Here is a 12,882-nt window from a genome sequence, read left to right as displayed (position 1 = left end):
ACCGAGAAGAGAACCGGGGAACCACCCGTTGAGGATTATGAGGCAGACAAGCACGGACGAGCGCGGTCCCATCCGCGACGAAAAGCCTGCGCTGTGGCTGTGGTCGCAGTACATCCTGGACTCGCTGGCGTGGATCGTGGCCATCGTCCTGGCGCTGGTGCTCCGGTACGAGCTCACGGTGGACCAGATCAATCCCGGGGGCGTCGCCGTCTTCTGCGGGGCCGCCGTGCTGGTCCAGCTGATCGTCGGCTATTCCTTCGCGCTGTACCGCGGCCGCTACAGTTTCGGCAGCTTCCACGAGATGCGCCTGCTTGCCATCGTCACCCTGGTGGTTGCCGCCATCCTGGTCCTGGTCAGTGCACTCTTCGGCCTGGCCATCGACATCCCGCGAAGCACCGGAATGATTGCCTTCCCGTTCGCCTGCCTGTTCATGGCAGCCATGCGCTACCTCAAGCGGATGTACGTCGAGGGAAAGGCACGCCCCGGCGATGAGGCCTCCCGCACGCTGGTGTACGGTGCCGGATTCCTGGGCAGTTCCCTCGTAACCCGCATGATGAAGGACCCGGAATCTCCTTACTATCCGGTGGGGCTGATCGACGATGATCCGGCCAAGAAGCACCTGCGCCTGTCCACGGTGCCCGTGCTTGGAAAACTCGAAGACCTGCGCGAAATCGTGCAGCGCACCCGTGCCACCGTCCTGATCATCGCGATCGCCGACGTCGAAGCCCGCCAGGTGCGGCTGGTCACCGACCGCGCCGAAGGTCTGGACCTGCGCGTGCTGGTGCTGCCGCCGCTGAAGGACATGCTGAGCAAGGGTGCCGGGGCCGGATTGACCGACTTCCGCGAGGTTGCCGTCGAGGACCTCATCGGGCGCCGCCCCGTGGACATCCATGTGGAGGAAGTCGCCGGCTACCTGACCGGCCGCAAGGTGCTGGTCACCGGTGCCGGCGGTTCCATCGGCTCCGAGCTGTGCCGCCAGATCACGGCCTTCGACCCCGCGGAGCTGATCATGGTGGACCGGGACGAGACGGGCCTTCAGCTCACTCAGCTGTCCATCACCGGCCACGGACTGCTCAACGGCAAGGACACCGTCCTTGCCGACATCCGGGACCCCGACGCCCTGGAACAGATCTTCTCCGACCGCCGGCCCGACGTCGTTTTCCACGCCGCCGCGCTCAAGCACGTCTCGCTCCTGGAGCAGTATCCGCAGGAGGCCTGGAAGACCAACGTGCTGGGAACCGCGAATGTCCTGCGCGCGGCCAAAAAGGCCAAGGTCAAATACTTTGTGAACATCTCCACCGACAAGGCGGCGAATCCCACCACCGTGCTGGGGCACTCCAAGCGCGTGGCCGAGAAGCTCACCGCCTGGATGGCCGACAGCAGCGGCGAGCGCTATGTGTCGGTGCGGTTCGGCAACGTCATCGGCAGCCGTGGCTCCATGCTGCCGCTGTTCACCGAACAGATCCGCCAGGGCGGGCCGCTGACCGTGACGGACCCCGAGGTCACCCGCTTCTTCATGACCATTCCCGAGGCCTGCCAGCTGGTGATCCAGGCGGGTGCGATCGGACGCGGCGGTGAAGTGCTGATCCTTGACATGGGCGAGCCCGTGAAGATCCTGGACGTCGCCCGGCGGATGATCGACATGTCCGGCAAGGACATTGAAATTGTGTTCACCGGGCTTCGGCAGGGTGAAAAGCTGCACGAAATCCTGGTCGGGACGGGCGAAGACGACTCACGTCCGCTGCACCCGAAGATCTCCCACACGGCAGTCGACGAGCTCAACCCTTCGGACCTGCGGTTCGAGGACTGGCTGCACAAGTGCGGCGTGGACTCCCACGGAGAGGTCCTGCCCCCGGTCACGGGCATCGGGGGAGTGCCCGGGGGAGTGCCCGGGGGACTGCCCGGGGGAGTGTCCGCCGAGCGGGCCCGCGTGCATCCGTTCAACGGCGGCACGGCGGAACGGCGGACGGGCTGATGCTGCTGGCCCTGTGTGTCGGTGCAGCCTTCCTGGTGAGCCTGCTGCTTCCCTTCGCCTTCATACCCCTGCTGCGCCGGCTTGGTGTCCTGGACATCCCGAACGAGCGCTCCTCCCACACCAAGGAGATTATCCGCGGCGTCGGCGTGACCATCGCCGCAGGCGTCCTGCTGGGGCTGATGCTGTCCCTGTTGACCGGCCTGGTGGCCGTTGACCGCTCGATTGTGCTCATCCTGATCGTGATCATCGCGTCGGCGTCCCTGCTCGGCTGGATTGAGGACTTCCGCGGCCTGTCCGTCCGGCTGCGCGCCGGACTGCAGCTGGCGCTCGGAGTCCTGGGCACCACGGCACTGGTGTGGACCATGGAGCAGAGCTACTGGTGGGTGCCCGTCGGGGCGCTGGCCATCGCCGCCTACATCAACGTCGCCAACTTCATGGACGGCGTCAACGGCATCTCGGGGCTGCACGGAATCACCGTGGGAGTCCTGTACGCCGTCGGCGGGCTGCTCAGCGACCACGTCTGGATGACAGTTGCCGGAGCAGTCACCGCCGCCGCCTTTGCCGCTTTCCTGCCGTGGAACCTGGGCCGCGGATCGGTGTTCATGGGCGACGTCGGCAGCTACCTCCTGGGCGCCTCGATTGCCGGCACCGCGGTGGCCGCCTTCCTCGCCGGCGTCAACGTGGAGTATCTGCTCTTCCCGATCCTCATCTACTTGGCCGACACCTTTTCCACCCTCCTGATGCGCATCAGCCGGGGAGAGCGCTGGTACGCGGCGCACCGCCAACACGTCTATCAGCGACTGACGGACGCGGGGCTCAGCCATCTGCAGTCGGCGGCCGTGGTCACCGTGTGCACCCTGCTGACGGGGACGGCGGGGCTGGTTGTGGCCGGCGCCGGCGATGTGCTCAAAGTCGCCGTGACCCTGTTCGCACTGGCGGTGGTGGTGTTTTACCTGCTGTCGCCCCGGATCTTCGACCGGCAGCGCACCCGCGTGTGAGCCTGCATGACGCGCACGGCCGGCGGCAACTTCTATGTGTTGTAGAATTTCTTCTGTCGCGGATTCCCGCGCCGCAGCTCCCACCCGCACCGGCCCGAAGGATGTCCCAAGAGTTATGAGCCCCGCAGACGGTGCCCTGACTGGACGTCCCCTTGTCGCCTCCGGACCCACTTCGAATCCCTGGCTCGGTATCTTCCGTGCCTCAATGAAGTGGACAGGAATGCTGGTTGTCGTTCTCGGCGCGGCTTCCTTAATTGCTGCCGGCACCACGGGCCTCGGCAGCGTGCTGTTCGGCTGGGCGCTCGTCGCGGCGTTCAGCGGCGTCAGCCTCCTGATCGTCCATGTAGTGGGCCGCGACAATCCGCACGGCGCCATGGCAATGTTCGCTTTGATCTACATCGTCAAAGTGGTCCTCTTCGCCGCGGTGCTGTTTATGATCGGCAGGCCCGCGTGGCTGGACGCCACGTGGTTCTTCACCGCCGCCATCCTCACCGTGGTGGTGTGGCAGATCGCGGAAATTCGTGCCTTCTCCCGGATTCGTTTCCAGCTTTACGACGACGAGCCGCAGCCGACGCCTGCGCCGGCCCGGGAACCATCTTCAGTAAAAGGGGAAAAGGATGTCTGAAAAACCCGGGTTCGACCCCGAGTCCACGTACGACTCCGGCATGCGCGTCTTCAGCTATATCATTGGCGGGATCGTCGCCTGGGGTTTGGTAGGGTGGTTTTTGGACAATCTGTTCGAGACCCAGTGGTTGGTGCTCGTCGGCATTCTTTTCGGAGCCGCCGCCGGATTTTACCTGACCAAAGTGCACGGCCTGACCGGAAGCAAACCTGCGAAAGCCAGCGTCGGCCCTCCAGCCCATGACCGTGAAGAAGCCGAACAGTAATGCCAAAGATTTTAGACCGGGCAACTACCCTTGCCCCGATTCACACGCCCGATGAAGGACACAGCAGAGAGGAAACGCGTTGATCGCGCTTGCACTCCCGGCCACTAATGAAGGTGGATTCGTTCCGCCGGCCATTTCAGATATGCACCTCCCTGAGATTTTCCCGTGGGGCGCCGAATACGGTACCGGTGTTGGCAAGCAGATGCTGCTGGTCATCATCTCAGTTGTCATCATCGCTGTGTTCTTTATTCTTGCTTCCCGCAAGGGAAAGCTCGTGCCGGGACGCCTGCAGTTCCTGGGTGAATGGGGTTACGGCTTCGTCCGTAACAGCATCGCCAAGGACGTAATCGGCGAGCGGGACTTCCTTAAGTTCGTTCCGTTCCTCTTCGCACTGTTCTTCTTTATTGTTGTCAACAACATTTACGGTGCCATTCCGTTCATCCAGCTGCCCAGCTTCTCCCACCCGGGCGGAGCGTACCTGCTGGCAGCAATCGTCTACGTGACGTGGATCGGTGTTGGCATCAAGAAGCACGGTATGAAGTACTTCGTGAAGGCGACGGTTCCGTCCGGCGTGCCGTGGTACATCCTCCCCGTTCTGGTTCCGATCGAGATCATCTCCAACTTCCTGGTCCGGCCGATCACGCACAGCCTGCGTCTGTTCGCCACCATGATGTCCGGACACTTGATCATCATGCTCGCCGGCGCCGGCATCGAATACCTCCTGGTCCTCCAGGACAACATCCTGCTCCAGGCCTCCTCGGTGCTGGTTCTAGGCGGCGGTATCGCCATGTACATGCTTGAAGCACTGATCATGGTGCTCCAGGCCTACGTTTTCACTCTGCTGACCGCCATTTACATCCAGGGCGCGCTGGCAGACGATCACTAAGCTTTCCCTCCGGGAAACCTAAGCTTCCCCTCGGGGAAACCCCAAGCAACCTGCCCTTCAGGGCATCTTGAAAGGAAAAAACACATGGAAATCGAAGGTAGCCTCAACGCAATCGGCTATGGCCTCTCCGCAATCGGCGGCGCAATCGGCGTGGGCCTCGTCTTCTTCGCTTACATCAGCGGCGTTGCACGCCAGCCGGAGGCACAGCGTGTACTCCAGCCGATCGCATTCCTGGGTCTGGCACTGACCGAAGCCCTCGCTATCCTTGGTCTGGTTCTCGCGTTCATTGTCTAGTCCGAACCGACTGACCCACCAAGCAGATAGGACGGGTGCATTATGGATCAGGTAGTCATGTTGGCAGCCTCTGAAGGCGCCAGCCCCCTGATGCCCAACATCTGGGAAATCCTGGTGACGGGAATCAGTTTCGCCATACTGATGTTCATCGTCGTCAAGTTTGTGGTGCCGGCCTTCGAGAAGACGTTTGCGGAGCGCACGGAAGCCATCGAAGGCAACATTGCCAAGGCCGAAAAGGCCCAGGCAGAAGCCAGCGCAGCGCTGGTCGAATACAAGGCACAGCTTTCCGATGCCCGGGCAGAAGCCAACGCCATCCGCGAAGAAGCACGCGCTGAAGGCGCCCAGATCCTCGCGGAGCTGAAGGCCAAGGCCGCTGCTGAGTCCGCACGGATCACCGAGCAGGCACAGGTGCAGATCGCTGCAGAGCGGCAGGCGGCTGTTACGTCGCTCCGCGCTGAGGTCGGCACTCTGGCAACCGAGCTGGCCGGACGCATCATCGGCGAGACGCTTGAGGATGACGCCCGCGCCGCACGCGTGGTGGACCGTTTCCTTGGGGAACTGGAAAACGAGAACGCAGGTGCAGCTAGGTAATGGCAGGAGTATCGAGCGAATCACTGGCCGTGGCGCAGAAGCAGCTGGAAGCCAAGCTTCCGTTTGCTTCGCTGTCACTGGCAGAGGAACTCTTTGGAATCCTGGGCGTTCTCGACAGCAGCGCCGGTATCCGGCGTGCGCTGACCGATCCCGCCCGTCAAAGCGATGCCAAGGCGGCGCTGGTTGCACAGCTGGTACGCGGCAAGGTTTCGGCAGACGCCGAGGCCATTGTTGCTGATCTGGTCTCCTCGCGTTGGCGGTCTCCGCGTGACTTGGGTGATGCGCTCGAGGAACTGGCTGCCACTGTTGTTTCAGCAACGGCAGAAAACCGCGGATCGGGTCTTGCAGGCCTAGACGCCTTGGAAGACGACCTGATCCGGTTCCGCCGGGCAGTCGCTTCCAGCCACGAACTTCAGCGGGCTTTGTCCGAGCCGCAGGCATCGCCTGAGGCAAAGGTCATTCTGGCGCAGAAGCTGGTGCCCGGGGCAAGCCCCGAAGCACTGGTACTGATCCGCCAGGCAGTCACGCATCCGCGCGGCCTGAAGCCCAGTGCCCTCGTGGCACGCTTCCTGGATCTCGTTGCCGGGCGCCAGAAGCGCTGGATTGCCGAGGTTCGGGCCGCCCGTCCGTTGACCCAAGAGCAGCTTTCGCGTCTGCAGTCCTCTCTTAATGGACTCTACGGCCGTGAGTTGAAGATCAACGCCGACGTTGAACCGTCACTGATCGGCGGCGTGCGGATCGCAGTGGGAGACGAGATACTGGATTCATCAGTAGTTTCCCGTCTGTCCGACCTCCGTCGGAAGCTCGCGGTCTAGCCGTCCCGCGGGACGGTTGAGACCAGTTCAGATCATTTGAGAATTAATCACGGTCATCGGCACCAAGCGATGATCACAACACAGGAGAGCAGGGACTGCAGATGGCCGAATTGACCATCAACGCCGACGACGTCCGTAATGCGTTGAACGAATTTGCGGCGTCCTACGAACCCGGAAACGCAGAGCGCGTTGAAGTTGGCCGCGTAACAACCGCCAGCGACGGCATTGCCCGTGTGGAGGGCCTGCCCTCCGTCATGGCGAACGAGCTGCTTCGGTTCGAGGACGGCACACTGGGCCTCGCCCAGAACCTTGACACCCGTGAAATCGGTGTCGTTGTACTCGGCGACTTCGCCGGGATCGAAGAAGGCCAGGAAGTTCACCGCACCGGTGAAGTCCTGTCCGTACCTGTCGGGGACAACTTCCTCGGCCGCGTTGTCGACCCGCTGGGCGAGCCGATGGATGACCTGGGCCCGATCGAGGCCGAGGGACGCCGCGCACTGGAACTTCAGGCGCCGGGCGTAACCCAGCGCAAGTCTGTACACGAACCGCTTCAGACCGGTCTCAAGGCTATCGACGCCATGATTCCGATTGGCCGCGGACAGCGCCAGCTGATCATCGGTGACCGCAAGACGGGTAAGACCGCCATTGCCGTTGACGCCATCCTTAACCAGAAGGCGAACTGGGACTCCGGAGATGTTCAGAAGCAGGTGCGCTGCATTTATGTAGCCATCGGCCAGAAGGCATCCACCGTTGCTGAAATCAAGCGCACCCTCGAAGACAAGGGCGCAATGGAGTACACCACCATTGTTGCTTCCCCCGCTTCGGACCCCGCCGGTTTCAAGTACCTGGCTCCCTACGCCGGTTCGGCCATTGGCCAGCACTGGATGTACGGCGGCAAGCATGTACTGATCATCTTTGATGACCTGTCCAAGCAGGCCGAAGCCTACCGCGCCGTATCCCTGCTGCTCCGGCGCCCGCCGGGACGCGAAGCTTACCCGGGCGATGTGTTCTACTTGCACTCTCGCCTGCTGGAACGCTGCGCGAAGCTCTCCGATGAGCTCGGTGCCGGTTCGATGACGGGCCTGCCCATCATCGAGACCAAGGCAAATGACGTGTCGGCGTACATCCCGACCAACGTCATCTCCATCACCGATGGTCAGATCTTCCTGCAGTCGGACCTCTTCAACGCCAACCAGCGCCCCGCCGTCGACGTCGGTATTTCCGTCTCGCGCGTCGGTGGAGCTGCTCAGCAGAAGGCCATGAAGAAGGTCTCCGGTACTTTGAAGCTGGAACTGGCCCAGTACCGCGACATGCAGGCATTCTCCATGTTTGCTTCGGACCTCGATGCAGCCACCCGCCAGCAGCTCACCCGCGGTGCGCGTCTGATGGAACTCCTCAAGCAGGGTCAGTACGCTCCGTACCCCGTTGAAGAGCAGGTTGTTTCGATCTGGGCCGGCACCAACGGCTACCTGGACGATGTTCCCGTGGAAGATGTTCTCCGCTTTGAAGGCGAGTTCATCGACCACCTGAAGCACAGCACCTCGGTGCTGACCACCCTGGCGCAGACGGGCAAGCTTGAGGACTCCACTGTGGAGGAACTCAAGAAGCGCGTAGTCGCGTTCAAGGAAGGATTCTTCGGCGAAGGAGACAACCACATGGTTGCCGCCGGCCACGAAGAGTACGCAGCCTTGGGCGAAGACGCTGTTGACCAGGAAAAGATCGTCAAGCAGAAGCGCTAGCGGCTCTTCGTTCCGCGTCCGGATCATCTGATCCGGACGCGGAACCCTTGCCAAAGCCTTAGCCCCTAGTAGAACGCTAGGAACTGAAAGGAAAAGTATGGGAGCCCAAATTCGGGTCTACCGTCAGAAGATCGCTTCGACGACGTCGATGCAGAAGATCTTCAAGGCGATGGAGCTGATTGCTGCCTCTCGCATTGGAAAGGCACGCACCCGTGTGGCTGCGTCATTGCCGTATTCCAATGCGATCACCCGTGCCGTTTCTGCTGTGGCGTCCCAGTCGGAAATCGATCACCCGCTGACTACCGAGCCGGAGCAAATCCGCCGGGCAGCCATGGTGGTTCTGACTTCCGACCGCGGTCTTGCTGGTTCGTACTCCGCCAGTGTGCTGAAGCAAAGCGAATCCTTGGCCGAACTGCTCCGTGAAGAGGGCAAAGAGGTCAAGACCTACCTGGTGGGACGTAAGGCGCAGGCCTACTACGACTTCCGTGAGCGCGAAGCTGCGCGTGTCTGGACCGGAAACACCGATGCACCGGACTTTGAAACAGCCCGCGAAATCGGCCAGGCACTTCTTGATGACTTCAACACTGACTACGAAGACGGCGGCGTGGATGAAATCCACATTGTCTACACGCGCTTCAAGTCGATGGTTGTCCAGGAACCCACGGTGATCCGCCTGCTTCCGCTGGAAGTAGTCGAGGAAGAAGCACAGTCCGAGACTGAGCTGCTGCCTCTCTACGAGTACGAGCCCGAGCCCGAAAAGGTTCTTGACGCACTGCTGCCGCGCTACATCGAGTCGCGCATCTTCGCAGCCATGCTTCAGGCAGCCGCTTCCGAGCTCGCCGCCCGCCAGCGCGCAATGAAGTCCGCAGGGGACAACGCCTCCGACCTTATTAAGAAGTACACGCGACTTCGCAATAACGCCCGCCAGGCCGAGATCACCCAGGAACTGTCCGAGATCGTGGCCGGTGCCGACGCGCTCAGCGCGTCCTAGCTCCAGCCGCCAACCGGCGTAGTTCCACCAGAAGCAAACTTAGTCCACACGCCATCTAACTGAGTGAAGTGAGAGAGATGACTGCCCAAACTGTCGAGCACGGATCTAATTCCGTAGCCTCGGGTGCCACCGGCCGTATCGCCCGTGTCATCGGCCCGGTTGTCGACGTCGAATTCCCGGCTGACGCAATTCCCACCATCTACAACGCGCTGACCACCGAGCTGACGCTCAACGGTGAGACCCGCACCATTACGTTCGAAACGTCCCAGCACCTCGGCGACAACCTCGTGCGCGCCATCTCCATGCAGGCCACCGACGGCCTGGTCCGCGGCGCAGCCGTCAAGGATACCGGCGCACCGATCCATGTCCCCGTGGGCGACGGCGTCAAGGGCCACATCTTCAACGTCCTGGGCAAGCCCCTGGACGTTCGCGAAGACGAGCTCGAAATCACCGAGCACTGGCCGATCCACCGCAAGGCTCCGAACTTTGCGGACCTTGAGGGCTCCACCGAGATGCTGGAAACCGGCATCAAGGTGATCGACCTTCTCACCCCGTACATCAAGGGTGGAAAGATCGGCCTGTTCGGCGGCGCCGGTGTCGGCAAGACCGTGCTGATCCAGGAAATGATCACCCGTGTTGCCCGCAACTTCGGTGGTACGTCGGTATTCGCCGGTGTCGGCGAGCGTACCCGTGAGGGCAACGACCTCTGGGTTGAAATGGAAGAGGCAGGCGTCCTGAAGGACACCGCCCTTGTATTCGGCCAGATGGATGAGCCGCCGGGAACGCGTCTGCGCGTGGCCCTGTCCGGCCTGACCATGGCGGAGTACTTCCGCGATGTGCAGAACCAGGACGTGCTGCTCTTCATCGACAACATCTTCCGCTTCACGCAGGCAGGTTCCGAAGTTTCAACGCTTCTGGGCCGCATGCCGTCCGCCGTGGGCTACCAGCCGAACCTGGCTGACGAGATGGGTCTCCTGCAGGAGCGCATCACGTCCACCAAGGGTCACTCGATCACGTCGATGCAGGCCATTTACGTGCCTGCTGATGACTACACCGACCCGGCCCCGGCCACCACGTTCGCGCACCTGGACGCCACCACGGAACTTTCCCGTGAAATCGCCTCGCGCGGCCTGTACCCGGCCGTGGATCCGCTGACCTCCACGTCGCGCATCCTCGACCCGCAGTACGTGGGCCAGGAGCACTACGACACTGCTGTCCGCGTCAAGCAGATCCTTCAGAAGAACAAGGAACTGCAGGACATCATCGCCATCCTCGGCATCGACGAGCTGGGCGAAGAGGACAAGATTGTTGTGGCACGTGCACGCCGCATCCAGCAGTTCCTGTCGCAGAACACCTACACCGCCAAGCAGTTCACCGGCGTCGAGGGCTCCACGGTCACCATCAAGGAAACCATCGAGGGCTTCAAGGCCATCTGCGACGGCGACGTTGACCACATCGCCGAGCAGGCTTTCTTCAACGTCGGCAGCATGGACGATGTAGAGCGCAACTGGGCGAAGATCCAAGAGCAGACCGGGAAGTAAGCCCTATGGCGAACACTGCTGAACTCGAAGTTGAGATTGTTGCCGCCGACCATTTTGTCTGGTCCGGCGCGGCGAAGATGGTCAAGGCACGCACCAGCGAGGGCGACGTCGGGATCCTTCCCGGCCACACCCCGCTGCTGGCCATCCTGGCCGAAGGCGAAATGGCCATTGAACCGGTGTCCGGCGCGCGCTTCACGGTGAACGTTGACGGTGGTTTCTTCTCCGTCGACCGCGACCGCGTGGTGATTGTCGCTGACAACGCTCAGATGAACGACGCAGCTAACGCTGGGACTCGCTGACCCTTCCCAATGAGCAGCTCTTATGTGTTCATTGCGCTGGCAGGGCTTCTCTGCCTGCTGGTACTGGCAGTAATTCTGTTCGGGGTGCGCCGCAGCCAGCTGCGGCGCGCCCTCGGTACTTTCGATGCCTCCATTTGCCTCCCGCCCGGCGGGTGGCAGATGGGGGTTTGTCGTTATACGGACACCCACCTGGAGTGGCTGCGCCTTATTTCGCTCAGCCCGCGTCCGCCCCACCGCTTCCTGCGCAGCTCCCTGGAGATCGGCAGCTGGCGGCAGCCGACCGAAGCTGAGCGTGCCCGCATCCAACCGGGCGCCATTGTGGTTAACCTTGAATACGAGGGCCGCGAAGTACTGGTCGCCATGAGTTACGAGGTCTACACGGGCCTCTCCTCATGGCTGGAAGCCGGCCCCGTCATCGGCATCGGAACCTGGCGCTGACGCAAGACTGAAACGTCCGCCGCCTTTGACCTTTCCCAGTTGGTTGGGCGTCTTGGTAATTCGAACCCACCTTAGTATTGAGGGATGGAAGACGTCATAGTTGTTACCGGGCCGTCCACGCTCAACGGAGCTGTCAGTGTCCCCGGAGCCAAAAACAGCGTCCTGAAACTCATGGCAGCCACGCTGCTTGCGCAGGGACGCTCCACCATCACCAACGTTCCCAACATCCAGGATGTCTGGATCATGGCCGAGCTGCTGCGCAGGTTGGGCTGCACCGTCGACTACGACGTCGAAGCGGCCGCCGTTTCAGTGGAGGTCCCCGAAGTGCCGGGGCACCAGGCCGACTACGACCTGGTGCGGGCCATGCGTGCCTCCATCTCGGTTCTGGGTCCTCTGGTGGCCCGCTGCCGGCAGGCCGAAGTTGCGCTCCCCGGCGGGGACGCCATCGGCTCCCGCGGTCTGGACATGCACCGCGCCGGACTGGAGCTGATGGGCGCCACCATCACCATTGACCACGGCTACCTTGTCGCCTCCGTGCCCGAAGGCCTGATCGGCGCCCGCCATCTTTTGGACTTTCCCTCCGTCGGTGCCACCGAGAACCTGATGATGGCTGCCACCCTGGCCGCCGGCACCACGGTGATCGACAACGCGGCGCGCGAACCGGAGATCACCGACATCGCCGAGATGCTCAACGAGATGGGCGCGCGGATCTCCGGGATCGGAACCAACACCCTCGTCATCGAAGGCGTGGAGCGGCTGGAACCGGTGGTTCACCGTGTCGTGCCTGACCGCATTGTTGCCGGCACCTGGGCATTCGCGGCGGCTGTCACCGGCGGCTGCATAGAGGTGCGGAACGCCGACGCCTCTGCCCTGGCCGTGGTGCTGGACAAGCTGACGCAGGCCGGCTGTTCGGTCACGGTGGGGGAGGACAGCTTCACCGTGAAGGGTCCGGAGCGCCCGGAGCCGATCAACGTCTCCACCCTTCCCTACCCGGGATTCCCCACCGATCTGCAGCCGTTCGTTGTCACCCTGAACGCTGTGTCCAGCGGCTCCGGCATGGTCACGGAGAACGTCTTTGAGGCGCGCTGGGGGTTCACCTCGGAGCTGGCGAGGCTGGGGGCCGGCATCCGCCTGGACGGGCACCATGCCCTGATCCAGGGCGTCCCGAGACTCTCCGGGGCTCCGGTGGAGGCCAACGACATCCGGGCCGGCGCCGCCCTGGTGATCGCCGGGCTCGCTGCCGAGGGGACCACCGAGGTGCGGGGCGTGGACCACATCGACCGCGGGTACGAGCATTTCATGGAGAATCTCCGCGGCCTGGGCGCGCAGGTCGTCCGCCGGCGGAGCTGACGGCCACAGGTACGTTCTCCCAACAACAAAGTCCCCGGCGAATGCCGGGGACTTTGTTGTTGGTCCGGAGGAACCGGA

General features: G+C 62.6%; 14 protein-coding genes. All 14 read left to right on the top strand.

Annotated features, from left to right (window positions below):
- Positions 1 to 37: 37 nt before the first annotated feature.
- The 14 genes from QNO00_RS04030 to murA all read left to right on the top strand — a co-directional run bounded on the left by QNO00_RS04030 (position 38) and on the right by murA (position 12,804).
- Positions 38 to 1,975: a polysaccharide biosynthesis protein gene (locus tag QNO00_RS04030; RefSeq protein WP_284023705.1), complete on the top strand. Its 1,938-nt coding sequence runs from the start codon at positions 38 to 40 to the stop codon at positions 1,973 to 1,975.
- Complete coding sequence (locus tag QNO00_RS04025) at positions 1,975 to 2,973, top strand: MraY family glycosyltransferase (RefSeq protein ID WP_229965206.1); 999 nt, start codon at positions 1,975 to 1,977, stop codon at positions 2,971 to 2,973. The genes QNO00_RS04030 and QNO00_RS04025 overlap by 1 nt, the downstream gene beginning before the upstream one ends.
- 34 nt (positions 2,974 to 3,007) lie before the next feature.
- Positions 3,008 to 3,598, top strand: a complete 591-nt coding sequence (locus QNO00_RS04020; RefSeq protein ID WP_502863073.1) for a Cg1360 family ATP-synthase-associated protein — start codon at positions 3,008 to 3,010, stop codon at positions 3,596 to 3,598.
- A complete protein-coding gene (locus tag QNO00_RS04015; RefSeq protein ID WP_229965208.1) occupies positions 3,591 to 3,860 on the top strand; it encodes an AtpZ/AtpI family protein in 270 nt (89 codons plus the stop codon). The genes QNO00_RS04020 and QNO00_RS04015 overlap by 8 nt, the downstream gene beginning before the upstream one ends.
- Before the next feature lie 79 nt (positions 3,861 to 3,939).
- A complete protein-coding gene (gene atpB / locus QNO00_RS04010; protein WP_229965209.1) occupies positions 3,940 to 4,746 on the top strand; it encodes a F0F1 ATP synthase subunit A in 807 nt (268 codons plus the stop codon).
- Positions 4,747 to 4,830: 84 nt separating this feature from the next.
- Positions 4,831 to 5,040 (top strand): ATP synthase subunit C-like protein, encoded by a 210-nt coding sequence (locus QNO00_RS04005; RefSeq protein WP_152219239.1) that lies wholly within the window; start codon positions 4,831 to 4,833, stop codon positions 5,038 to 5,040.
- 42 nt (positions 5,041 to 5,082) lie between these two features.
- A complete protein-coding gene (locus QNO00_RS04000; RefSeq protein WP_229965210.1) occupies positions 5,083 to 5,631 on the top strand; it encodes a F0F1 ATP synthase subunit B in 549 nt (182 codons plus the stop codon).
- Positions 5,631 to 6,446: a F0F1 ATP synthase subunit delta gene (locus QNO00_RS03995; protein ID WP_229965211.1), complete on the top strand. Its 816-nt coding sequence runs from the start codon at positions 5,631 to 5,633 to the stop codon at positions 6,444 to 6,446. The genes QNO00_RS04000 and QNO00_RS03995 overlap by 1 nt, the downstream gene beginning before the upstream one ends.
- Positions 6,447 to 6,547: 101 nt before the next feature.
- A complete protein-coding gene (gene atpA / locus QNO00_RS03990) occupies positions 6,548 to 8,185 on the top strand; it encodes a F0F1 ATP synthase subunit alpha (RefSeq protein WP_229965212.1) in 1,638 nt (545 codons plus the stop codon).
- Positions 8,186 to 8,282: 97 nt separating this feature from the next.
- Positions 8,283 to 9,176, top strand: a complete 894-nt coding sequence (locus tag QNO00_RS03985) for a F0F1 ATP synthase subunit gamma (RefSeq protein ID WP_229965213.1) — start codon at positions 8,283 to 8,285, stop codon at positions 9,174 to 9,176.
- Between the two features lie 77 nt (positions 9,177 to 9,253).
- Positions 9,254 to 10,717 (top strand): F0F1 ATP synthase subunit beta, encoded by a 1,464-nt coding sequence (gene atpD / locus QNO00_RS03980; RefSeq protein ID WP_229965214.1) that lies wholly within the window; start codon positions 9,254 to 9,256, stop codon positions 10,715 to 10,717.
- Between the two features lie 5 nt (positions 10,718 to 10,722).
- The gene (locus tag QNO00_RS03975) at positions 10,723 to 11,016 is read left to right on the top strand and encodes a F0F1 ATP synthase subunit epsilon (protein WP_229965215.1); all 294 of its coding nucleotides are present in this window, start codon (positions 10,723 to 10,725) and stop codon (positions 11,014 to 11,016) included.
- 9 nt (positions 11,017 to 11,025) lie between these two features.
- A complete protein-coding gene (locus QNO00_RS03970; protein WP_284023703.1) occupies positions 11,026 to 11,454 on the top strand; it encodes a DUF2550 domain-containing protein in 429 nt (142 codons plus the stop codon).
- Positions 11,455 to 11,538: 84 nt separating this feature from the next.
- A complete protein-coding gene (murA, locus tag QNO00_RS03965; RefSeq protein WP_229965217.1) occupies positions 11,539 to 12,804 on the top strand; it encodes a UDP-N-acetylglucosamine 1-carboxyvinyltransferase in 1,266 nt (421 codons plus the stop codon).
- The last annotated feature ends 78 nt before the right edge of the window (positions 12,805 to 12,882 follow it).

This window comes from Arthrobacter sp. zg-Y1219 (assembly GCF_030125545.1).
Taxonomy (GTDB): domain Bacteria; phylum Actinomycetota; class Actinomycetes; order Actinomycetales; family Micrococcaceae; genus Arthrobacter_B.
The sequence above is the reverse complement of the archived record's forward strand: the minus strand, read 5'-3'. Positions and strand labels throughout refer to the sequence as shown.

Coding starts and splice junctions, on each gene's coding strand:
- QNO00_RS04030 (WP_284023705.1), top strand. CDS start 38: ATGAGGCAGACAAGCACGGACGAGCGCGGTCCCATCCGCGACGAAAAG.
- QNO00_RS04025 (WP_229965206.1), top strand. CDS start 1,975: ATGCTGCTGGCCCTGTGTGTCGGTGCAGCCTTCCTGGTGAGCCTGCTG.
- QNO00_RS04020 (WP_502863073.1), top strand. CDS start 3,008: ATGTGTTGTAGAATTTCTTCTGTCGCGGATTCCCGCGCCGCAGCTCCC.
- QNO00_RS04015 (WP_229965208.1), top strand. CDS start 3,591: ATGTCTGAAAAACCCGGGTTCGACCCCGAGTCCACGTACGACTCCGGC.
- QNO00_RS04005 (WP_152219239.1), top strand. CDS start 4,831: ATGGAAATCGAAGGTAGCCTCAACGCAATCGGCTATGGCCTCTCCGCA.
- QNO00_RS04000 (WP_229965210.1), top strand. CDS start 5,083: ATGGATCAGGTAGTCATGTTGGCAGCCTCTGAAGGCGCCAGCCCCCTG.
- QNO00_RS03995 (WP_229965211.1), top strand. CDS start 5,631: ATGGCAGGAGTATCGAGCGAATCACTGGCCGTGGCGCAGAAGCAGCTG.
- atpA (WP_229965212.1), top strand. CDS start 6,548: ATGGCCGAATTGACCATCAACGCCGACGACGTCCGTAATGCGTTGAAC.
- QNO00_RS03985 (WP_229965213.1), top strand. CDS start 8,283: ATGGGAGCCCAAATTCGGGTCTACCGTCAGAAGATCGCTTCGACGACG.
- atpD (WP_229965214.1), top strand. CDS start 9,254: ATGACTGCCCAAACTGTCGAGCACGGATCTAATTCCGTAGCCTCGGGT.
- QNO00_RS03975 (WP_229965215.1), top strand. CDS start 10,723: ATGGCGAACACTGCTGAACTCGAAGTTGAGATTGTTGCCGCCGACCAT.
- QNO00_RS03970 (WP_284023703.1), top strand. CDS start 11,026: ATGAGCAGCTCTTATGTGTTCATTGCGCTGGCAGGGCTTCTCTGCCTG.
- murA (WP_229965217.1), top strand. CDS start 11,539: ATGGAAGACGTCATAGTTGTTACCGGGCCGTCCACGCTCAACGGAGCT.